Here is a 20,798-nt window from a genome sequence, read left to right on the forward strand (position 1 = left end):
CAAGGGAGATGCCGCAATGATGACTCACCAACTGGCCGCGAGCGTGGTGGAGTTCGTCGTGCCGCTCGCCGACCCCAACGTCCCGACAGGCGCGGATTTCAAGGACTGGGTCCTGGTCATCGCGGGGAACATCTTCATCGCCATCCTCGTCCTGCGCGCCATCGGCCACTACTTCAAGCGCGAGTGGGGCGAGCTGTTCGGCCACATCGCCGCGGGAGTCCTGGTCGGCGGGTTGATCTATGCCAACAACCAGACGATCAACGTGCTCAAGGGCTTCTGGGGATTGCTGTCCGGAGGTAATTGATGCGCGTCGGCCGGACCCTGACCCACCACTTCGAGATCGAGACCCGGCAGTACGACCTGCTCGGTATCGACCTGGGAGAAGGCGCCCGTCGCCGGATGATCATCTTCGGCGCGGTGATCATCCTCGTCTGGATCGCCTTGCTCGTCCCCTTCATCGGGGTACCGAAGAAGCCCACCGTCAGCCTGTACGTCGTACCGCCGTTCGTGATCACCGCGTTCGGCTGGCGGGCAGGTAAGCACCACGAACGCCGCCGTCGCGTGACCGAGTGGGCGCTCGCCGTCCGCTACGCGTTGCGCGCCCACCGCCCGATCATCGGACTGGGCGCGCGGGCCGCCGACAAGACGGAGTACCTGCCCTGGCGTGAGCGGATCGCGACCCAGAAGGTGGCCAACCTGGCCCGGGCCAGGGTGACACCGGAATGGGAACGCGAGGTCGTGGTGGACATCGATCCACAGGTCCGCGCGGGAGCGGACATCACGGTGAGCCAGCGTGCTCGCCTGCTGGGGGCGGACCACGTCCAGAAGGTCAGCCGCAGGACATCGTCGGGGAAGAGGCACTGATGAATATCGCTGACAAGTTCCTGAACCTGGTCGGTATCGGCCGGGACCGTGGCCTGCCACCGCCCCGGCTGGTGGCCATCGCAGACGGCCTGCTGGTGACCGAGCGGAACGCCGAGGCGTGGTTCCTGATCTCGGTCGCGAACACCGACCTGGCCACCGAGGCCGAGCAGGACGCCGCCCTGGACGCCGCGGTGAGCGCGGCCGCGACCATCCTCGGCGACCGGCTCAGCCACCTGAAGGTGGTCTGGGGCCGCTCGACCGGGCAGGACTACCTCGACAGCATGGCCGGCCACTACCGGCTCGGCGACCACGAGGGCTGGGCGCAGACCCGGGCCGACCGGATCGACGAGATGCGGATGCCCGAGCGGTACGTCGCGCTCGGCGTCCACCTCAGCGACCGCGACCCGCGAGCCACAGCGCAGGTCCGTGGCTCGATCAGCGACGCGCTCGGTACGACGTCCTGGCGGGTCAGCGCCCGCGAGCTGGCGCACCTGGACGAACGGGTTCGCAAGCTCGGCCGTCAGCTCGGCTCCACGGTCTGGCGCGCGCACACCGCACCCGCCGAGGTGATCTCCTGGCTGATCAGCCGCGAGATGCATCGTGGCGCCGTCGCCGCTCCGCGCCGTGGCCTGATCACCGGCGCCTCGCTGGCCCGGCTGACGTCCGGACGGGTCGTGCCGTACACCGACCACCTGCGCATCTACGACACCCGCGGCCAGATCGCGGCGTACACGTCCGTGCTCGCGATGACCGACTTCCCCGAGGAGCTGGAGACCCCAGGCGCCGGGGAATGGCTGCGGACGCTGAGCGAGATCAAGGCGATCGACGACGACGGCGACGAGATCGACGTGACCGTCGAAGCTTCCGTCCGGTTCCGCGTGCTGACCAAGAAGACCGCGCGGCACCTGGTCGACGAGACCCGCAAGAGCGCCAAGGAGCAGCGCCGCTCCGCCGCGAAGGGTACGGCTGAGGAGACGGCCGACGAGATCGTCGAGACCGAGCGGATCATGCGCGAGGTCAAGCGCGACATCAGCCGTTCCGGCCTGACGCTGGTCGAGGACCACCCGCGACTGCTCGTCAGTGCGGACACCCGTGAAGACCTCGAGACGTACGTCGACGCCGTTGTCGCCCACTACGCCGATCGCGGTATCACCGTGGCGGCCGGCGCTGACGAGCAGCGGGACCTTTGGCTGGAATCGCTGCCAGGAGACCAGCTCCGGGTGCCGGACCTGGGCCACGTCCGCGAGTCGACCGCGTTCTTCGGATCGTGGTTCTGGGGCGGTGCCTCGATCGGTGACGCCACCGGTCCGTCGATCGGCTATCTGACCGGCTCCACGCCTGGCCTGGTGCGCTTCGACGCCGCCGCCGGCTCGGCACTCGGCGACGCGACCACGACTTTGTTCCTCGGCCGCTCGGGTCGAGGCAAGACCACCGCCGCGATGATAGGTGGCCTCGACTCGGCCTTTTCCGGAGCTTGGGTTCCGCTGCTGGACCTCAAGGGCGACGCGGCTGGTGTTTCCGCCGTGGCCGCGGAGTACGGCGTACCGACTGCTGTCATCGAGATCACGGCCCAGTTCTCCGGCGCCGCGGACCTCCTTCGTGTGCTGCCGGTCGACGATGCCTTGCTGCAGGCGCCTTCGCAGTTGATGCTCCTGCTTCCGCCACACCTGCGTGGTGCTGCCGAAGCGCCCGTGATGGCGGCGACCCGCGCCGAGATCCAGTCCCCGGATCCGTCGTCGTGGGGCGTCATCCAACGGCTCTGCGCCTCGGAATCCGAGACCACGCGCACCGTCGGCTTCGCGCTTCGCGACCTGGTCGAGACCGGCCTCGGCTCGGTCGTCGCCGGCCCACCGTCCGGCCTCTCGTCGCTGACCACCAACCCGGGCCTCTGGGTCGTCCAGATGCCAGGCCTCACCCTGCCCTCGCCCGAATCGGCGCCGGAATCCTGGTCCCCGATCGAACGCGTCGGCATGGCTTGCCTCCGCGGCTGCCTGGCCTGGATGGTCCGTACGACGGGTCGCCGCGAATTCCGTGGCCGGTCCAAGGTCGTCATCGTGCCCGAGGTCCACCTGCTCACGAAGACCCCCGACGGCGCTTCGTTCCTCGACTACATCGCCCGTGTCGGCCGTGCCCTCGGCGCCTCGCTCGTCCTGGACACCCAGGACCCGGCGTCGATCCTGAAGCTGCCCGGCCTGGTCGAGCAGATCACCACCCTGTTCGCGTTCAGCCTCCGCTCCCGCGAACAGGTCGACTCCCTGCTAGAGCTCCTCGGGCGCCCACAGACCGCGCCGTACCAAACTCTCGTCCGCGGCATCAACACCGCCGCCAACGGCAAGAGCATCCGCCACGGCCACTGCATCATGCGCGACCGCTGGGACGAAGTAGCCACCGTCCAGATCGACATCCCCAGCCAGCGGGTAGCCGACCTGCTCCGCACCACCCCCGAGTCCGAACACGCCAACGAAGCCACCGTCCCCGTCCTCCCGCCGTACGAAGAGCCAGACCCGTTCGCGGACGACGAAGACGAACTGGACGACGCCCTGGAACCAGCCGCCCAGGCCCACGCCCAAGCAGCCGCCCACACCCAAACCCCGCTCCCTCCCGCAGAACCACCCCACGAGCCCGCCACCCCGGCCCCCGCCACAACCGCCTCAGCCACCCCGGGCCCAGCGACAGCGCCCCCAGCAACCGCGGACCCACCGACCGCGGACCCGCGGACCGCGACCCCAGCGACCGCGGACCCGCGAGCCGCGACTGCGGCCCTCGCCACCCCGCCGCCCGCCGCCACGCCACCCCAAGCTTCTACCCACCCTGCTGACGCCGCGCCACCCGCAGCCCGCGCAACCCACCCCGCGTCCTCGGCCCACCAGCCACCTGCCGGACCACCGCAACCGCAGGTACCCGCCGACGCGCAACCATCACCCGTGAACCAGCAGAACGGCTCGGCCCCCTCCCCGGCGGCCTCCAACGGCCACGACCACACTCACTCCGGCCGCTACGACGAGCCCATCGGCCCCGACGACGTCTACGACCAAGAAGCCGACGAAGCCGCCTACAACGAAGCCATGTACCCCGCCACCCCCGAAGACGACCCCCACCCACCCCGCAACGGCTCCCCGAGGAAGGAGCACGTCGCATGAGGCCACCGCGCAGACTCCGTACTGCGCTGACGACCCTGGCTGTCAGCACGATCCTCTTCTGCCAAACAGCCCTGGCCGCCGACCCCAACACCGGCCCCACCAACCCCACCGGCTTCGCCGACCTCCTCCCCACCCCAGACCTAACCCACGGCGACACCCGAACCCTCTTCGAACAATTCAGCCCCATGGTCTACGGGCTCGATTTCGACACGAGCATTCGGGATCCGCTGCAGGCAGTGTTCAACGGGTATGCGCATCTGGTGATGATGTACATCGTTGCCATCACTAGGGGCGCGATCTCGGTCGGCTGGTGGCTCTTCTCCTTCACAGACGTCAAGCCGCTGACGGATGCGACCGCTACCACCATCGGTGCGACCAGCACCCAGTTGGTTGGGTGGCTACTACCCTCTGCGCTCGCATTCGGTGCAATCGCGGCATATGCGCAACGGCGGAGCAGTGGAAGTGCGCTCGGACAGTTGGTGTGGGTAATGGTCGCGGGCGTGCTGAGCATCAGCTTCGCGCTCGCTCCGGCGACCTGGCTCAAGGGAGTAGACGGCGCCCGGCAACTGGGGGCCGGAGCGGTGATGAGTGCCTCGTCCGACGCGATGGGGCCAACCATGCAAAGCCCGATCGCCTGGCCGGAGCCAGGATTCAGTGGCAACTCGCGCGATAACTTGCTGAGGAAATCCGCAGACGCGAGTTGGCGCGGATTCGCTGTCACGCCGTGGTGCATTGCTGAATTCGGGTCGCTTGCGGCCTGCCAGCGATACGGCAAGGGGATGCTGGAGGCAGGTACAGATTCCGACGCCCGAAATAAGTACATCGACTCGGTCGTGACTCCCGCGGAAGGTGGCGGCGACGCGGCGACCGTGAAATGGACCAAGGGGGACAACGCCTTTGGTCGCGTCGGAGTCGTCATGCTGGCAGCCATTGCTGCCACGCTGTTCGCCTTCCTGAACATCGCGTTGGCGTTTACCGCATTGATGGCGTTCGTGGGATGTCTGCTGTTGCTCGTCGTCGGTGTATTTTTCGCCTGCCTTTGGATCATTCCGGGTCGGCCTCGACAATGGGGATTGAACTGGTTCGAGGCGCTCATCGGCTTGGTCCTACAGTCATTCCTGGCGATGCTTGTGTTCGGTACGGCTCTCACCCTGGTCACGGCGGTCTTCAGTTTGAGCGGCAGCCTCGGATGGTTGCCGGTCAGTGGTCTGGCGATCGCCGTCCTGATCGCGGGATTCAGGCTGCGCCGCCTCTTGGACAACCTGACCTCGATGATGAGGCCCGGTGCGGGCAGCATGATGCTCGGCGGACTTGCTCGTCGGGGAGCTACCGGTGCGGTCCGGCGACTGCTGGGCGCGTTGGGCAGCCGCGGAGCGGCCCCCGCGCTGACGGAACGGAATCGGGACCGCAATACCTCCAGCGAAGCTGGAACACAGCGAGTTTCGTCGGTTCGGGTCTACAGGCAGGCACCTGCAGCGGGCGCTCTAGCTCGTGCGGGCGCTGGTAGTAGTCCTTACGAACTGACTGCTGGACCCGATCGGCGGAAGGCCGACGGTGGCACGGGGACAGTTGGTGGAGCGGCTGCTGGGCAGGGCGCTGCGGGAGGTTCGGGGCGCGGGACCAGCACGAGTCCGACGCGATCGACCTCAGCGCTGAACCTTGCCCGGGCAAGGGGGCAGTCGAGAACTGAAGGTCGCCGGACGATCTCGGTGTCGGCTGCTAGCGCGGCGCCGGCGACCGCCTCCAGTGGTGGCTCGGCGAAGGCAGGATCGGCCGAGGCGAAGGGCCGCCACTCCCGACGTCCGCAACCAAGTACTGGCGGCGACGTTCGGTACGAGCCGCGGATCAGCGCGCCCTCGGCAAGCCTGCGGGAGGGGCCGCCGAAGGCTCCGAGGATCCGGCGTCGGTCGCCTGGTCAGCAGCAGCGTCGCTTCCGTGAGTACTCCGCGTTCACGAAAGACGGCGTGACCGTCCACGTACCTACGCGCAGGTGATTGACGATGCCACGCAAGCGGCGCGATACACCTGATCGTCGGGAGGGATCGAGCAACAGTGCTGGGGACCGGGCCGGCAAGCGTGAGGGATCCGCCGACTACGACCAGTCGTCAGATCGCCCGCAGCCTCAAGCGCCCGACGGTTGGCGATCGTTGATGCGCTCCGACTACGAGTACCCGGACGATCTCGACGAGCTTGACGGGCGTAGTCGCCGCCGGGCCAAGAAGAACTGGCGACGTGATGACCATGCCCAGCGGATGGACTGGCTTCGAAACCAGCGCCAGGCTGAGCCGACGAGCCCGATAGTCGTCGTGGTGGTCGTGGTCCTGCTGGCGATCGTGATCCTCGGGCTTGGTGGAGGCTTGCCGCGGATCCTCGGCGGCGACGACTCATCGGACAAGAAGCCGGTGGGTCTCCTGACTCCTGGCCAGTCTGTGGTGCTCCCAACAGCGCCTACTTCGAGTGAATCTTCCACCGACCTCCCGGTCGGCGGTCCGTCGACGGTTCTGACGACACCACCGCCGCAGACGAACCGACCCGGCGCCGGCGTAACTGCCAAAGCGTCGGAGGTGGTCGGCGCTTGGGCACGCGAGTTCTACACCCGTGATCCGGCCGCCGAGACCTATGCGGCGTTGGTTGCCAAGTGTGCGAAGTACATGACGCCTGAGGTTGCCGCGAGCTTCAGCTCGGCCGGTGACCCTACCTATGAGGCGCTCAAGAACGACGGTGGCAAGTCGACGGTGCTCGCGGCGCCTGTCAGCTCTCCGATGCCGGACGCCGCGCCGGTGGATACGCCGACCAGGATCACCCGCTTCGTCAAGGTCACCATCAACGTCACCGGCAAGGGTGCCCAGCGATTCGACGTTCCTCTTCTCGTCACGGTGATCGGTCAGAACGACCAATGGCTGATCAGCGACGTATCGGGCGGGACCGGCCCATGATCGCCACGCGGGAGGTTTGATGTTCGACGAGCGCGATCTCGGCAGGGCGGTCACCTTTGCGAGCAGAGGCATCTTGCTCAAGGTGGGAGGCGTGCTTGCGCTGGTGGGTGTTGTGAGCCTGCTGATGCTTGCTCCCTTCGGGGGCGGGACCACGTCACAGGCAGCCTGCTCGCCGCTGGCGCCAGGTCAGGCAGGCGATCCGCGGGCAAACGGTCCGTTGCGTGGCATTCAGGTCGGCTTCGCGAAGATCATCGATGAAGTGGCCGTTCGTCGAGGTCTGCCCGGTCAAGCGACCTTGGTGGCGCTGATGACGGCACTTCAGGAATCACAGCTGATGAATCTGACCTACGGCGACAGGGACTCGGTCGGCCTGTTCCAGCAGCGGCCGACGGCCGGCTGGGGCACGGTGACGGAGCTCCTCGACCCTCGATACTCGACCAATGCCTTCTTCGGGGGAGCTGAAGCACCGGACCCGCCTGGGTTGGTCGACATCGACGGGTGGCCTTCGATGTCGTACAACGATGCTGCTCAGGCCGTCCAGGTTTCAGGACATCCGGACTATTACGCCAAGCACGAACAAGATGCCAGAGACATTGCGGCAGCAGCGGGAATCGACCTGAACCGATCAGGGGATCCGTACGCCGGCCGGGCCGGTACTTCGCCAGCGAACGAAGGCAACGAGAACTTCGCCGAGGACAATGATTGTGGGCAGGGACTGGTAGCAGGCAAACCGGTGAACGGTGTCTGGCCCGCACAGGACGCGACTGTGACAGATCCGTCTGGCACAGGCGGCTTGGTCACTCCACGAACTGCTGCCTGGGTGGCGCAGGCCAGGCAGGCACTCGGAACGCTCAGCCTGAGCTGCTGGGACGCGCACGTTTGGAACCCCACGAGTGATCACCCCAAGGGGCGGGCTTGTGACGTGATGGTCGGAGCCGACGCGCGGAAATCTCCGACCGCCAAGGCAAAGGGCGACCAGATCGCCAACTGGGCTGTCCAGACGGCTGGGCAAACAGGCATTCACTACGTGATCTGGTACGGGAAGATCTGGTCTGCGCGCCGCGGTACCTGGATTCCGTACAACGGAGGCGGCGTCTACAACCCCACCGACGCGACCGGCGGACACTTCGACCACGTCCATGTCTCGCTGTGGTGACGAGGGTCGTAGTTTGTTCCATGGTGATCCCCCGCCCGAGGAAGCGAGCGTGCAATGACCGGCCCGCATGATCCGAACGATCAGAACGGCCCGACGGGCCAAGGCCCCTGGCAACCAACCGAACCCCCGTACTTCGGTGGCCCAAGCCCGCTCCCGCCGCCACCACCCCGAGCCCAGTTGCCGCCCAGCGGTGGAACACAGCCGACGGCTCGCGGACGGGTCGAGATCTCCGCTGCGACAGCACTCCTCTCGGCTGTGCCGTGGTTCTTCTGGAGTTTCGTGGTCGTCTCGTGGTTGGCAGGGATTGTCGGCTTCGGGTGGGGCTGGATCCTCGTCGCCCTGTGGGTTCTGTCCGGTGCCGTGGTCTTCCTTCGGTCGGTCGAGGATCTGGTCGCCCGGTATTTGTTCAGACTGCGGAAGCCAACTTTGGTAGAGCAGCAGAGGCTTGTTCCCGTCTGGCAGCAGGCGTCTGTACGCGCTGGTGTCGATACTGCCAAGTACTTTCTATGGATTCAGGAGTCAGACGAGGTCAATGCGAGTCCGACTCCTGGTCACACCGTCGCTGTCACCAGGTGGGCTCTGTACACGTTGCCTGGCTCGCACCTGGAGGCAGTCATCGCGCACGAGTTGAGCCACCATCTAGGCGGTCGAACTTGGTTGAGTCTGCTCAGCTTCTGGTATTCGATCCCAGCGCGGTGCGCCTTGATCGCGGTGCGGGCGATCGTGCGGCTGATGAGGGCGGTTCCGGCCGTCGGATGTGCCATTGGCGGCTTCCTCCTGATCGCGTACCTCGGCATCCTCCTCGCGGTGCTGACCTTCGGCAAAAGCATCACGTTCCCGCTTCTGTTCTTGACTCCGTTCGTCGCTCCGCCGATTCTTGCCTGGCTGAGTCGGCGAGAGGTCAAGCAGGCGGACCGGCGGGCGGCGGTCATGGGGTATGGCGCGACGTTGGTGCAGGTGTTCTATGGATGGCAGATGCAGCATCAGCAGACGTTGGGGCGGGGCGGCAGTCGGCGGTCGCAGTTGATGTCGAGCACGCCGTCAGTGGTGGAGCGCGTTCAGGCGCTGGAGGGCAGCGGCTAGCGCACCTCGGCCGATGCGATGAAGCTTTTCCGATAGTGATTGGTGAGCAGCTCGATTCCTTTGGAGTCGGGCTGTTCTGCGTTAGTTAGGGGTGGTGAGGAATTCGAGGGTGGGGGTGGTGGTGGGGGAGAGGAAGGTGAGGAGGGCGTGGGCTTCTGTTTCTATTTGGGGGTGGGTGGAGTAGGGGATTGGGGTTATGGGGGTGATGGTGAGGTGGGATTTGGTGATGGTGTAGGTGGCGGTGGGGTGGCCGTTTTGGAGGAGGGTGGGCTTGATGATTCCGTTTTTGGTGAAGATGTGGGGGCGGGCGGAGTCGGGGAGGATTCGGGTTCGGTTGGTGTGGGAGAGGTAGAGGTTGTCGAAGGCGGGGAGGAAACGGATGGGGGCGGGGGTGTCCGGGTCGGGGAGGGTGATGGTGGGGAGGTCGTAGAGGGGGCGGGTGGAGTCCTCTTGGTGGTAGGTGCGGAGTTTGGGGCCTAGGCGGTCGAAGATTTCTGTGAGGTGGGTCAGGCCGGACCATTGCTGCATGTCTAGAGGGGTGGCGGGGCCGTAGGCGGCTAGGTAGCGGAGGACCAGGGTCTCGAGGGTGTGTGGGGTGAGGGGGCGGTTCAGCCAGGACTCGAGGGTGGTGATGATGGGGTTGCCGCCTTTGCCCCAGAGGCCTCGGGGTGGGACCTGTACGCCGGCGATTAGGTCGCGGGCTGCGCGGGAGAGGGTGGCTGGGTCGTGGCTGGGGAACTCCTGGGCGAGGGACGTGCCTAGGGAGGCAGCGTCGAGGGGTGAGGTTGAGAGCAGGCGGTGGGCGGTTGCGGCCAGGGCGTCGAGATCGAGGGTGGCTCGGAGCGGGGCGAGGGTTTGGTTCGAGGCCAGTAGCCGCTGGTGCATGTCGCGCAGGAGGGGATAGATGCCTAGGGCATCGGATGCGGTGACCAGGTGGATGGTGCCACGCATCAGGCCGAGGCGGACGACCGATCGGTCGGTCATCAGGTCGACGAGTTCGGCCGGGGTGAAATTGGTGAGGCGGGTCCAGAGGCCGGTGTAGGGGGCGAGGGGGGCCTGGGACTGCATGCCGGTGAGGTGTTCGATCGCTTCCAGGGCGGTTGCGGGGTGGCGTTCGAGGAGCCACTGGCGGTCGAGGGTGGCGCGGTTCAGCGCGCGCCGGGAAAGAGTTGTCACGCTACGAACCTTCCGGTGAGCGGGTGGGTCATCCGAGGAATCTGATCTCGGCGGCGGAGCTCGCAGAAGCGGCGGTGGGCGAAGAGGTGGCGGAGGGCGAAGAAGCGGCGGTGGGCGAGGAGGCGGCGGTGGGCGAAGGCGCGGCGGTGGGTGAAGGCGCGGCGGAGGGCGAAGAGGTGGCGGTGGCCGAAGAAGCAGCGGAGGGCGACGAGGCGGAGGCCGCGGAGGAGCCGGAGGCTGAGGGTGCGGCCGAGCCAGGGGTCGAGGTCGAGCTCGAGGGTGCGGCGAACGACAGTAGGCCGGTGGCTTCGGTTGTGATGGAGGCTCGGGCTTGGGCGGTTAGTTTGGCGAGGGGTTCGATCTCCAGTACGGCGGGCTTCCTGCCGCGCTTGAGGAGTTTCCACATTGCGGTGACGCGACCGTCCCAGAGGACCGAGCCGCGGGTGAGCACCTCGGAGATCTGGAGGCGTTCGCGTTGGGCGTCGGCGATCCAGCGGTTCCGGTCGGCGTGGCCCAGCAGGAGGTTGTCGTACTCCGGGAGGAAGCGGGTGGGGACGGAGAGGTCCTCGGGTGGGAGTTCGATCGTGGGGAGGTCGAAGAGTTCCCGGCCGGTGGATGCGTCCGTGTAGGTGCGGAGGTCCAGGCGTTCGAAAACCTCGGCTAGACGGGTGAGGCCGGACCAGGACTGGGCGTCGGCGACCGAGGCGGGCCCGAAGGCTGCGAGGTAACGCAGTACGAGCTGGTCGATGGAAGGCGAGGGGTTCGGGGGAGAGCCCAGCCAGAGGGAGGCGGTGGACATCGTGGGGTTGCCGCCCTTGCCCCAGACGCCCCGGGGCGGGATCTGGACGGTGGGGAGCAGGCAGCGTACGGCGTGTGCGAGGGACGGGGCGTCGCGATCGGGCCAGAGCGGCTGGAGGTGTTCGCGGAGCTCGGATGCCGTCGCGGGTGAGGTCGCCATCCTGGCTGTGCCGGCGGCCAGCACGGCGTCCAGGTCGAGGCCTTCCAGGCGTTTGCGGCCGTAGGTCTGGTTCGCGAAGACCTCTCGCTCGAGGCGGGGTTGCACGAGCGGCCGGATCGCCAGGAAGTCGCGGCTCGAAATCAGGTGGATCGTTGCCCTCATCATCGAACCGCGGACGGCCTGCCGATCTTCGAGCAGCCCTGCCAGTTCGGACGGTTCGAAGGAGACCAGGCGCGACCACAAGCCGACGTACGGCGAGAGGGGGATCTGGGCCTGCATGCCGACCAGGTGCTCGATCGCCTCCAACGCGGAAGCGCTACGGCGCTCGATCAACCATTGCCGCTCCAGGGTGGCGCGGTTCAGGGCTCGCAGACTCAACTTCGACATGCCTGATCCTCTCCTACGGTCGGGACCAACCTTAGGAAGAGATCAGGCCAGTTCCTGTCCTCCACTCGTGGCGGAACTGGGCCGACGACACCATCGAAGACCAGCCGCGAAAACTAGATGTTTTCCCTTGCCCCGCCGCAATGACGCCAGGTTTTGCTTCCCAGCGGGGTGTTCGGCGAACTAGGGTCGCGACGGATCGTAGTCGTACCACCACGGTCGTCCACCTTGGGAGGGAATGAGTATGACGAAGCACGTGCGCCGCCGCCAGGCGGTCGCGGCCATCACTGCCTCAGCGGCGGTACTGGCACTCGGGATGTCCTTCACCAGCGCAGCGGGGGCGGCGCCGGCGAAGGCCACCAGCACCAACGCGGTACCGGGCAACCTGAAGCTGATCAAGACCAAGACGTCGTTGCTCGGCAAGCACTACTGGTACCAGCAGACCTTCAAGGGCCTGCCGGTCATCAACGGGTACTACGCCCAGCATGTCGACAAGTCGGGCAAGGTCACCCAGGTCTCCGACGGCCGCGACGCCGTACCGGACTCGCTGGACGTGTCTGCGAAGGTGCCTGCGGCAACGGCGACCTCGTCGGCCAACACGGTCGTGACAGCCCGCGCCGCCCGGAACCGGATCGCCGCGCCGAACAAGAGCGGTACGCCGACGCCGACCGCGTCGCAGGGCGCAGCCCAGCTCGCCGTCATCGGCGGCACGAACGCCCGGCTGGTCTGGAACGTCACGTCGCGCTCGAGCGAGGGCGTCAGCCGTTCGCTGGTCGACGCCAAGTCCGGCACCGTCGTGGACTCGAAGGTGATCAGCGACAACGTCGACGGCAAGGGCTCGGTCTTCGACCCGAACCCGGTCGTCACGCTGAAGAACGAGAACCTGACCGACCAGAACGACCAGAACCAGGACGCGTTGTTCCTGGCGCAGAAGAACGTCATCCTGCGCAACCTCGACGGCTCCGGCAAGCTCAACGGCCCCTACGTCAACATCAAGGAAGCCAAGGGTGGCCTCGCGTCGAGCAAGACCAACACGTTCGTCTTCCAGCGGCACAGTGACAAGTTCGAGCAGGTAGAGGCGTACTACCAGGTCAACCAGACCCAGGAGTACATCCACTCGCTCGGCTTCACCGACGTCAACAACGAGTCGCAGGACTTCTCCATCAACACCTTCACCGGGGACAACTCGTTCTACGACCCGTCGACGGACATGATCACGATGGGCGAGGGTGGCGTCGACGACGCCGAGGACGCCGAGGTGATCTGGCACGAGTACGGTCACGCGATCCAGGACGACGTCGTTCCGGGCTTCGGTGAGTCGGAGCAGGGCCGGCGCGATCGGTGAGGGCTTCGGTGACTACTGGGCGGTCCAGCAGTCCATGCCGGTCAGCAAGAACTACGACATCCCGTGCGTGATGGACTGGGACGCCACGTCGTACACCGACGGCCCGAAGCACTGCCTGCGGCGTACCGACACCGGCAAGACCACCGACGACATCGACGGTGAGGTGCACGACGACGGTGAGATCTGGTCGAACGCGCTCTGGGACATCCAGAAGTCGCTCGGCCGGACCAAGGCCAACAAGGTGATCCTGCAGGGCACGTTCTTCTACGCGCCGGACACCTCGTTCGCCGACGCTGCCCGGGTGACCGTGCAGTCCGCTCGCCTGCTCTACGGCAAGGCGGCCGCCGACCAGGTGACCGCCGCCTTCAAGGCGCGCAAGATCCTGTCGTAGCTAAATGCCGAGGCTCATGCGCCCACGACTACTGTGGGCGCATGAGCTGGAGCACTGCGGATATCCCTGACCTGACCGGACGTCGCGCCCTCGTCACCGGCGCGACCAGCGGACTCGGCTACGAGACCGCGCTCGAACTGCTGAAGCACGGCGCCGAGGTGATCCTCGCCGCGCGCAACCCGGAGAAGTCCGCGAGAGCAGCCGACAGCCTCGCGGCCGCCTCCGGTCGCCCCAGACCCGAAGTGCTCGATCTCGACCTCTCGGATCTGCACAGCGTCGCGAAAGCCGCCACCAATCTGACCGAGCCGCTCGACCTGCTGGTGAACAACGCGGGCGTGATGGCGCCGCCGTACCGGCAGACCGTCGATGGGTTCGAGCTGCAGATCGGCACCAACCATCTCGGGCATTTCGCTCTCACCGCGCGCCTGCTGCCGCTCCTTCTGCGGGCCGAGCAACCGCGCGTGGTGACGCTGAGCTCGTTCATGCACAAGACCGTTCGGGGCATCAGCCAGGCCGACTTCAGGGCCGAGAGCAGCTACCGGAAATGGGACGCGTACAGCAAGTCCAAGCTCGCCAACCTGCTCTTCATGCTCGAGCTGGACCGGCGCGCCCGGGCCGCCGGCTCGAACCTGCTGAGCGCGGGAGCACACCCGGGCTTCGCTTCCACCAACCTGCAGGCCGCCGGTGCCTCACTCGGCGGCGCCACCCTTGAATCGCGGCTGGTCGGGTTCGGCACGAAGCTCGTCGCCCAGTCCGCCGCGGCCGGCGCGATGCCGAGCCTGTACGCCGCGACGCTGCCCGACCTCCGACCCGGTTCGTACGTCGGGCCGTCCTTCTTCGAGTACCGCGGCGCGCCGAAGCTCGTCAGCCCGACCAGGACTGCCCAGGACGCCGAGCTGGCGAAACGCCTCTGGTCCTGGTCGGTCGAGGCGACCAAGGTCGACGCGTTCTGACGCAAAGTGCCGAGCTAGTGACACAGCGGTAACTTCGTGGTTACTCTTCGGTAAAACCGCCCAGTAACCAGTCGGAGGTCACCGATGCGCAGACTCGTGATCGCCCTTGCCCTCATCGTCGCGAGCGTCGGTCTCGCCCCGGTCCAGGCCGGAGCCGCGCCAGGATTCAGTACGGCGTACCAGCGCATCCCCGGCGACGGTGGGACGGAGCTCGGGGCCGTTGTGCTCACCCCGACCGGCCAGGGCGGCGGGCCGTTCCCGCTGGTGGTGATGCCGTCGAGCTGGGGCGTGCCGAACCTCGAGTACGTCGGTCAGGGCAGCAAGCTCGCGACGGCCGGCTTCCAGGTCATCTCGTACAGCAGCCGCGGCTTCTGGGACTCGGCGGGCGGGATCGACATCGCGGGTCCGCCGACCGTCGCCGATGTCAGCGACGTGATCGACTGGGCCGGTGAGCACACCCCCGCGGACACTTCGCGGGTCGCGGCGGTCGGCATCTCGTACGGCGCCGGCATCTCGCTACTCGCATCGGCGCAGGATCCCCGGATCAAGGCGGTCGGCGCGATGAGCGGCTGGGCGGACCTGCTCGCGTCGCTGAATCCCAACGATACGGTCAATCTGCAGTCGGTTGCCGCACTCCTTGCTCTGGGCAACATCACTGGCCGGCCGGGTCCGGAGATGCAGTCGTTGCAGACCAAGTTCGTCAGCGGTGACTTCGACGGTGCGATCGCGGAGGCCGAGGCGATCGGTCCGGTGCGGTCCGCCGCCACCATGGTCGACCGGATCAACGCCAACCATCCGGCCGTGTTCCTCGCGAACGCCTTCGAGGACTCGATCTTCCCGCCCACGCAGTACACGGACTTCTTCACGCGGCTGACCGGGCCGAAGCGGCTGCTGTTCGCGCACGGCGATCACGCGACGCCTGAGGTGACCGGCGCGATCGGGCTGCCGAACGAGGTCTGGGACGAGCTCGCGCCTTGGCTGCGGCATTTTCTGACCGGCGCGGACAACGGCGCCGACCAGGAAGCGCCTGTCCAGCTGAAGTCACAGCGAGGCGTCTGGCGCGCCTACGCCAACTGGGCAGCGGTCGGAACACCGCGTACGTCGTACCTGTCGAACCCGGCCGGATTATCGAGGACAGGCGGGCTCCAGGGGAGTGCCGCCACGGGTTGGTCGAATGGCATCGGCGTGGGCGTTCCCACCGTGGCAGACAGCGGCGTCGCGATCTTGTCGGGGGCGTTGCAGGGCTTGCTCTCGATCCCGACGGGTGTCGCAATACCCTTGGTGGACAGGAGTTTCGCGGGCGTCTGGTCAGGGCCCACCTACAGCTCGAACGCAGTGGTGAACGGTTCGCCGCGATTGCACGTGACGGTGACGCCGAGCAACAAGGACACTTCGCTGTTCACCTACCTGTACGACGTGAACGCACTCGGGCTCGGATCGCTCATCTCGCACAAGCCGTTCACGTTGCGCGGGGCGACACCGGGCACGGCGCGCTCGCTCGATCTGCGGCTGGAGGCGACCAGTTGGGAGGTGCCGGCCGGGCATCACCTGGTGCTGGTGGTCGACACCGTCGATCCGCGGTACCTCGGCCGGAGTTCGCTCGGCACCACGCTGCGGTTCAGCTCACCCACGGGCGATCCCGCCTGGCTGAGCGTTCCAGTTGCGTAATTTGCAACCTGCATTGTCTCTCTTGCCACATTGCTCCAGGTGGGCCACCCTGTGTGGTCGGACCGTCACACACCTCGGAGGATGTTCATGGGTACGAGTCGCCGTCGTTTCCTCGGACTCGCCGCGGCTGCCGTCGGCAGTGCCGCAGTGGGGATCACGCCAGCCGCAGCCAGTTGCCGGGCCGGCGGCACGCTGTACCTCGGCACCTACACGTCGTCGAGCGGCGGCGGTACCGGCATCGGGCTCGCGACGTACGACGGAACCACGGGCGCGATCACCTCGACCGGCGCGCTGACCGGCGTACAGGATCCGTCCTTCCTGGTGATGGCGTCGTCCGGACGTTTCCTGTACGCCGTCAACGAGCAGGACAGCGGAGGCGTCACCGCGGTCGCCGTCGACGCGCCCGGCCGGTTGCGGGTGCTGAATCGCCGGCCCAACGGCGGTTCCGGGCCGTGCCACCTCGCGCTGGTTGCCAATGGCAAGTACTTGCTGAGCGCGAACTACGGCTCGGGTGACGTCGCAGTACACCCGGTACGCACCGATGGCAGCCTCGGTGCGCGGACGGATCTGGTGAAGCACGTCGGCGTGAGCCCGCACGCCCATCAGGTGGTGCAGGACCCGACGGGCAAGTACATCCTGGCCGTCGACCTCGGCACCGACTCGATCTACACGTCCACCCTGTCGGCCGCGGGCAAGCTCACCCAGAAGTCGCAGGCCAAGGTCGCGACCGGCGCCGGTCCGCGCCACCTCGCGTTTCACCCCAACGACAACTATGCGTACGTCGCCAACGAGGTGAACAGCACCATCACGGTCCTCCGGTACGACGGAACGACCGGCAAGGTGATGCCGGGGGCGAGTCAGGCGACGGTGCCGAGTGGAAGTCCGACGAACTATCCCGGCGAGGTGATCGTGTCGCCCGACGGCCGCTTCGTCTATCTCACCAATCGCGGCCACAACAGCATCGCGGTCTTCGCCGTCGAGTCGGCCGGCGCGTCTCTCCGTCGGGTGGCGACCCCGTCGTGCGGCGGCAACTGGCCCCGCCACTGCACGCTCGACCCCACCGGCACGCTGCTGTTCGTCTCCAACCAGAACTCGAACAACGTCACCAGCTTCCAGGTCGACACGGCGACCGGAGCTCTCAGCCCCGCCTCCGACTTCACCGCCCCCCTCCCGGTCTGCGTGCTCCCCGCCTAGACCCGGTGCCCGAACATCCCGCTCCCGACCGGAGCGGGATGTTCGTTTTTGGGTGAGCTCTTGTGTTTTTGTGTGCGGCGGGTTTGGATGGCGGGCGTGTCCGGTTGATCACGCTTGGTCATGACAGCGTTGTAACGGACTTACCTTTCTCCGCCCATGGAAGGTCTCCGCCCATGAAGAAGAACCGCAGGACTGGATCGATGCGACGAAGGCTGGCGGCCGTCGCGGCCGCCGGGCTGCTCGCCGCCAGCGCGCTCGCGGCCGGCAACTCCAGCGCGGCGCCACCCGGCGCCGGAGTGCAGGCCGCAGGTTGGCATGTCGGTACGCCGCCGCTGAGCACGCCGTGGACCGCTCAGGTGTCGCCGAGCAATGCGCTGCCGGAGTACCCACGCCCGCAGCTCACCAGGTCGCAGTGGCAGAACCTCAACGGACTGTGGGAGTTCGGGCCCGCGGCGACCGGTGAGGCGCCGCCGATCGGGAAGTCGCTGGCCGAGCAGGTGCTGGTGCCGTACCCGATCGAGTCGGCGCTGTCCGGTGTGCAACGGCACGAGGACCGGATGTGGTACCGCCGGACCTTCACCGTTCCGAGCAACTGGAAGGGTCAGCGCCTGCTGCTGCACTTCGGCGCGGTCGACTACGACGCCAAGGTCTGGGTGAACGGGCGCCAGGTCGCCACCCACCGCGGCGGGTACGACGGCTTCGACGTGGACGTGACGAACGTTCTGCACAGGTCCGGTCCGCAGGAGTTGATCGTCTGGGCCGAGGACCTCACCGACGAGACGTTCCAGCCGATCGGGAAGCAGCGGGAGGTCGCGGACCACGGGATCTTCTACCAAGGCAGCTCCGGCATCTGGCGGACCGTCTGGATGGAACCCGTCGCCAAGTCCTCGATCGATCGGCTCCAGTTCACGCCGGACCTGACCACCAACTCGCTCCGGATCACCGCCGACACCAGCGGACCGGCCGGCCTGGACGTCGAGGCCACGGCGTACGACGGGCACCGGCTGGTCGGAACCGTTCGCGGCAAGGCCGACGCCGAACTGAAGCTGCCGATCAAGAACCCGAAGCTCTGGTCGCCCGACAGCCCGTTCCTCTACGACCTCAAGGTCAAACTGATCGACAGCGGCAAGACCGTCGACCAGGTCGGCTCGTACGCCGGGATGCGGTCCGTTGGCAAGGTAGAGGGTGCCGACGGCAAGCTCCGGCTCGCGCTGAACGGCAAGATCCTGTTCAACCTTTCGACGCTGGACCAGGGTTTCTGGCCGGACGGGCTGAACACCGCACCGACGGATGCGGCCCTGAAGTTCGACCTCGAGCAGCACAAGGCACTCGGGTTCAACACCGTGCGCAAGCACATCAAGGTGGAGCCGGATCGCTGGTACTACCACGCCGACAAGCTCGGCCTGATGGTCTGGCAGGACATGCCGGCCAGCAAGACGGATGCGATTCCCGAGCCCTGGCGGGCCCAGTTCAAGGCCGAACTGCACGAGCTGATCGAGGAGCACAAGAGCTTCACCTCGATCACCACCTGGGTGCCGTTCAACGAGGGCTGGGGCGAGTGGGATCTGGCCGAGACCGGCCGGATCGCCGACAGCGTCAAGGCCCAGGACCCGTCGCGCCTCGTCAACGCGCACAGCGGGATGAACTGCTGCAACTCCAAGGGTGACTCGGGTCGCGGCGACATCATCGACCACCACGCGTACCTCGGCCCGGCGACGTCGAGTCCGTCGGGGGACCGGGTCGCGGTGGACGGCGAGCACGGTGGATTCGGGCTGAAGACCCCGGACCACATGTGGTTCGGCGACGGTTTCGCGTACGAGATGACACCGGACAAGGCGACACTCACCCGCCGGTACGTCGAGAACCAGCGCGACGTACTGCGGTCGGCCAACTCCTGTGGGATCAGCGGTTCCGTCTACACCCAGATCACCGACGTCGAGGGGGAGCTGAACGGCTTCTTCACCTATGACCGGCAGATCCCGAAGATGGACTTCGCCCAGGTCCGGGCGATCAACAAGTCGATCATCAGCGGCGCCGACGGCACCGGCACCTCCGGCCCGACCCCGCCACCCGGTACGCCGGGCGTGGACGGCATCCACTTCTATCCGCTCGACGGAACCGGAGAAGATGCCGTCGGCAACAATGACGCCACCCTGATCGGCGGCGCGACCTTCGGCCCGGGCAAGAACGGGCAGGCCCTGGTGGTGAACGGATCCGGGCAGTTCGCGGACACCGGCGCGCAGCTCCTCGACACCTCCGGGAACTACACGGCGACGGCGTGGGTCAAGCTGAACAAGGCCGACGGTTCGTTCCAGACCGTGGTCAGCCAGGACGGCGATCGCGACAGCGCGTTCTTCCTGCAGTACTCCGGTGCGGACCAGCGGTTCGCGATGAGCTTCCCCGGCCAACGGGCGCTGGCGCCGACCAAGCCGAATCCGGACCAGTGGTACCACCTGGCCGGCGTACGGGATGCCGCCAAGGGTGAGCTGAAGCTGTACGTCGACGGCGACCTGGTGTCGACCAAGTCGGCCTGCAGCCTGGACGCGACCTCGACCGGTAACACGGTGATCGGGCGGGGCAAGTTCGGCGGGAATCCGGTCGACTACCTGGACGGCAGCGCGGACCAGGTTCACTTGTTCGATCGCGCACTCTCCGACACGGAGGTGAAGGCCCTGTACGACTCGGGTCGCTGACGCAGTACAAGCGCCGGACCAGTTGCAGCTTGTTGCAACTGGTCCGGCCTTGTCCATACCGGATGTGCTCCGTAGCCTGCGCGAGAAGGCGTGGGGGGACCACGCGAGCTGGTATTCCGTGGGGGAGACAGAGCTGAAGCTCGGGAGAAGATTGGCCGTTGCGCCGGCTGCGGGGGTGGCCGGTGTGACGATGATGACGACGGTGCCGGCGGGGGCCGCGACGACCGTCCTGCCGAAGAACGGGAAACCGCTCCGACGGGCACCCAGGTCGATGCCCCGGCCTGGTCGCCGGACGGCAGCCGGATCGCCTTCAGTACCGGGAATGCGATCAAGCTGGTCCATCCGGACGGCACCAACCTGCGGACCCTGACGTCCAGCCCGGTCGGGGTCATCAACAACTACCCGGACTGGTCGCCGGACTCGCAGAAGATCGCCTTCATCACCAACCGGTACCGCGGTGCCCAGCACAGCGAGCTTGTCACGTTGCCGCGCAGTGGCGCCGGTGAGCCGTTCCGGGTGAGCTACAAGGCTTATCCGCAAGGCATCTTCTACGTCGGCGTTGCCTGGTCGCCGGACGGGAAGAAGATCGCCGCGCTGCAGTTCAACCGTAACGCGCTGCCGGATCCGGAGGACAGCGACGAACGGTTCAAGGTCCGTGGTTACCTGCCGGACGGCAGCTACAGCTACTCCTTGAGCGGTCCGCTCGCCGGCGACGACGGGCCCGAAGGCCTCGACTGGGCCCCGAAGGTGTCCTGACCGAAGCCGAACAATGAGCTGATGCAGGGGTGGAGCCGGGGCGGGTTCCATCCCTGCATCGTCGGTTCGAGATGCGAGGTCGTCGCACAACCCTGATCCTG

At 67.0% G+C, this 20,798-nt stretch carries 16 protein-coding genes; 14 read left to right on the forward strand and 2 right to left on the reverse strand.

Going from position 1 to position 20,798, the window contains the following annotated elements:
* Positions 1-19 precede the first annotated feature (19 nt).
* The 7 genes from F1D05_RS32965 (at position 20) to F1D05_RS32995 (ending at position 9,179) form a co-directional block, all read left to right on the forward strand.
* Positions 20-304 carry a hypothetical protein gene (locus tag F1D05_RS32965; protein WP_246486165.1) on the forward strand — a complete coding sequence of 95 codons (285 nt, stop codon included), beginning with the start codon at positions 20-22 and terminating at the stop codon, positions 302-304.
* Positions 304-864, forward strand: a complete 561-nt coding sequence (locus tag F1D05_RS32970; RefSeq protein WP_185444238.1) for a hypothetical protein — start codon at positions 304-306, stop codon at positions 862-864. Before F1D05_RS32965 ends, F1D05_RS32970 begins: the two co-directional genes overlap by 1 nt.
* The gene (locus tag F1D05_RS32975; protein WP_185444239.1) at positions 864-4,004 is read left to right on the forward strand and encodes an ATP-binding protein; all 3,141 of its coding nucleotides are present in this window, start codon (positions 864-866) and stop codon (positions 4,002-4,004) included. The genes F1D05_RS32970 and F1D05_RS32975 overlap by 1 nt, the downstream gene beginning before the upstream one ends.
* A complete protein-coding gene (locus F1D05_RS32980) occupies positions 4,001-5,998 on the forward strand; it encodes a hypothetical protein (protein ID WP_185444240.1) in 1,998 nt (665 codons plus the stop codon). The genes F1D05_RS32975 and F1D05_RS32980 overlap by 4 nt, the downstream gene beginning before the upstream one ends.
* Before the next feature lie 6 nt (positions 5,999-6,004).
* Positions 6,005-6,940, forward strand: coding sequence for a hypothetical protein (locus tag F1D05_RS32985; protein WP_185444241.1), 936 nt, complete (start codon positions 6,005-6,007; stop codon positions 6,938-6,940).
* 19 nt (positions 6,941-6,959) lie between these two features.
* Positions 6,960-8,096: a hypothetical protein gene (locus F1D05_RS32990; protein WP_185444242.1), complete on the forward strand. Its 1,137-nt coding sequence runs from the start codon at positions 6,960-6,962 to the stop codon at positions 8,094-8,096.
* Positions 8,097-8,351: 255 nt separating this feature from the next.
* Positions 8,352-9,179, forward strand: coding sequence for a M48 family metalloprotease (locus F1D05_RS32995; protein ID WP_185444243.1), 828 nt, complete (start codon positions 8,352-8,354; stop codon positions 9,177-9,179).
* An 81-nt stretch (positions 9,180-9,260) separates the two neighbouring features.
* Here the strand turns inward: F1D05_RS32995 and F1D05_RS33000 are convergent, their stop codons facing one another.
* Both F1D05_RS33000 and F1D05_RS33005 read right to left on the reverse strand, forming a co-directional pair.
* The gene (locus F1D05_RS33000; RefSeq protein ID WP_185444244.1) at positions 9,261-10,355 is read right to left on the reverse strand and encodes a winged helix DNA-binding domain-containing protein; all 1,095 of its coding nucleotides are present in this window, start codon (positions 10,353-10,355) and stop codon (positions 9,261-9,263) included.
* 28 nt (positions 10,356-10,383) lie between these two features.
* Entirely contained in the window at positions 10,384-11,700 is a 1,317-nt protein-coding gene (locus F1D05_RS33005) for a winged helix DNA-binding domain-containing protein (protein ID WP_206685929.1), read from the reverse strand.
* A 241-nt stretch (positions 11,701-11,941) separates the two neighbouring features.
* On the opposite strand from F1D05_RS33005, the gene F1D05_RS33010 reads away from it, so the two are divergent.
* The 7 genes from F1D05_RS33010 (at position 11,942) to F1D05_RS33035 (ending at position 20,697) form a co-directional block, all read left to right on the forward strand.
* Complete coding sequence (locus F1D05_RS33010; protein ID WP_206685930.1) at positions 11,942-13,042, forward strand: hypothetical protein; 1,101 nt, start codon at positions 11,942-11,944, stop codon at positions 13,040-13,042.
* Positions 13,011-13,433, forward strand: a complete 423-nt coding sequence (locus tag F1D05_RS39235; protein WP_206685931.1) for a M4 family metallopeptidase — start codon at positions 13,011-13,013, stop codon at positions 13,431-13,433. The genes F1D05_RS33010 and F1D05_RS39235 overlap by 32 nt, the downstream gene beginning before the upstream one ends.
* Positions 13,434-13,474: 41 nt before the next feature.
* Positions 13,475-14,386, forward strand: a complete 912-nt coding sequence (locus F1D05_RS33015) for an oxidoreductase (RefSeq protein ID WP_185444245.1) — start codon at positions 13,475-13,477, stop codon at positions 14,384-14,386.
* An 84-nt stretch (positions 14,387-14,470) separates the two neighbouring features.
* Positions 14,471-16,054: an alpha/beta fold hydrolase gene (locus tag F1D05_RS33020; RefSeq protein WP_185444246.1), complete on the forward strand. Its 1,584-nt coding sequence runs from the start codon at positions 14,471-14,473 to the stop codon at positions 16,052-16,054.
* An 87-nt stretch (positions 16,055-16,141) separates the two neighbouring features.
* The gene (locus F1D05_RS33025; RefSeq protein WP_206685932.1) at positions 16,142-17,248 is read left to right on the forward strand and encodes a lactonase family protein; all 1,107 of its coding nucleotides are present in this window, start codon (positions 16,142-16,144) and stop codon (positions 17,246-17,248) included.
* A 200-nt stretch (positions 17,249-17,448) separates the two neighbouring features.
* A complete protein-coding gene (locus tag F1D05_RS33030) occupies positions 17,449-19,941 on the forward strand; it encodes a LamG-like jellyroll fold domain-containing protein (protein ID WP_185444248.1) in 2,493 nt (830 codons plus the stop codon).
* A gap of 90 nt (positions 19,942-20,031) precedes the next feature.
* Positions 20,032-20,697: a TolB family protein gene (locus F1D05_RS33035; RefSeq protein ID WP_185444249.1), complete on the forward strand. Its 666-nt coding sequence runs from the start codon at positions 20,032-20,034 to the stop codon at positions 20,695-20,697.
* Positions 20,698-20,798 lie beyond the last annotated feature (101 nt).

The sequence above is a fragment of the Kribbella qitaiheensis genome (assembly GCF_014217565.1).
GTDB classification, from domain to species: Bacteria; Actinomycetota; Actinomycetes; order Propionibacteriales; family Kribbellaceae; genus Kribbella; species Kribbella qitaiheensis_A.

Excerpts from the sequence above, each read along its gene's own strand:
- F1D05_RS32965 (WP_246486165.1), top strand. The coding sequence starts at position 20 with ATGACTCACCAACTGGCCGCGAGCGTGGTGGAGTTCGTCGTGCCGCTC.
- F1D05_RS32970 (WP_185444238.1), top strand. The coding sequence starts at position 304 with ATGCGCGTCGGCCGGACCCTGACCCACCACTTCGAGATCGAGACCCGG.
- F1D05_RS32975 (WP_185444239.1), top strand. The coding sequence starts at position 864 with ATGAATATCGCTGACAAGTTCCTGAACCTGGTCGGTATCGGCCGGGAC.
- F1D05_RS32980 (WP_185444240.1), top strand. The coding sequence starts at position 4,001 with ATGAGGCCACCGCGCAGACTCCGTACTGCGCTGACGACCCTGGCTGTC.
- F1D05_RS32985 (WP_185444241.1), top strand. The coding sequence starts at position 6,005 with ATGCCACGCAAGCGGCGCGATACACCTGATCGTCGGGAGGGATCGAGC.
- F1D05_RS32990 (WP_185444242.1), top strand. The coding sequence starts at position 6,960 with ATGTTCGACGAGCGCGATCTCGGCAGGGCGGTCACCTTTGCGAGCAGA.
- F1D05_RS33005 (WP_206685929.1), bottom strand. The coding sequence starts at position 11,700 with ATGTCGAAGTTGAGTCTGCGAGCCCTGAACCGCGCCACCCTGGAGCGG.
- F1D05_RS33010 (WP_206685930.1), top strand. The coding sequence starts at position 11,942 with ATGACGAAGCACGTGCGCCGCCGCCAGGCGGTCGCGGCCATCACTGCC.
- F1D05_RS33015 (WP_185444245.1), top strand. The coding sequence starts at position 13,475 with ATGAGCTGGAGCACTGCGGATATCCCTGACCTGACCGGACGTCGCGCC.
- F1D05_RS33020 (WP_185444246.1), top strand. The coding sequence starts at position 14,471 with ATGCGCAGACTCGTGATCGCCCTTGCCCTCATCGTCGCGAGCGTCGGT.
- F1D05_RS33025 (WP_206685932.1), top strand. The coding sequence starts at position 16,142 with ATGGGTACGAGTCGCCGTCGTTTCCTCGGACTCGCCGCGGCTGCCGTC.
- F1D05_RS33030 (WP_185444248.1), top strand. The coding sequence starts at position 17,449 with ATGCGACGAAGGCTGGCGGCCGTCGCGGCCGCCGGGCTGCTCGCCGCC.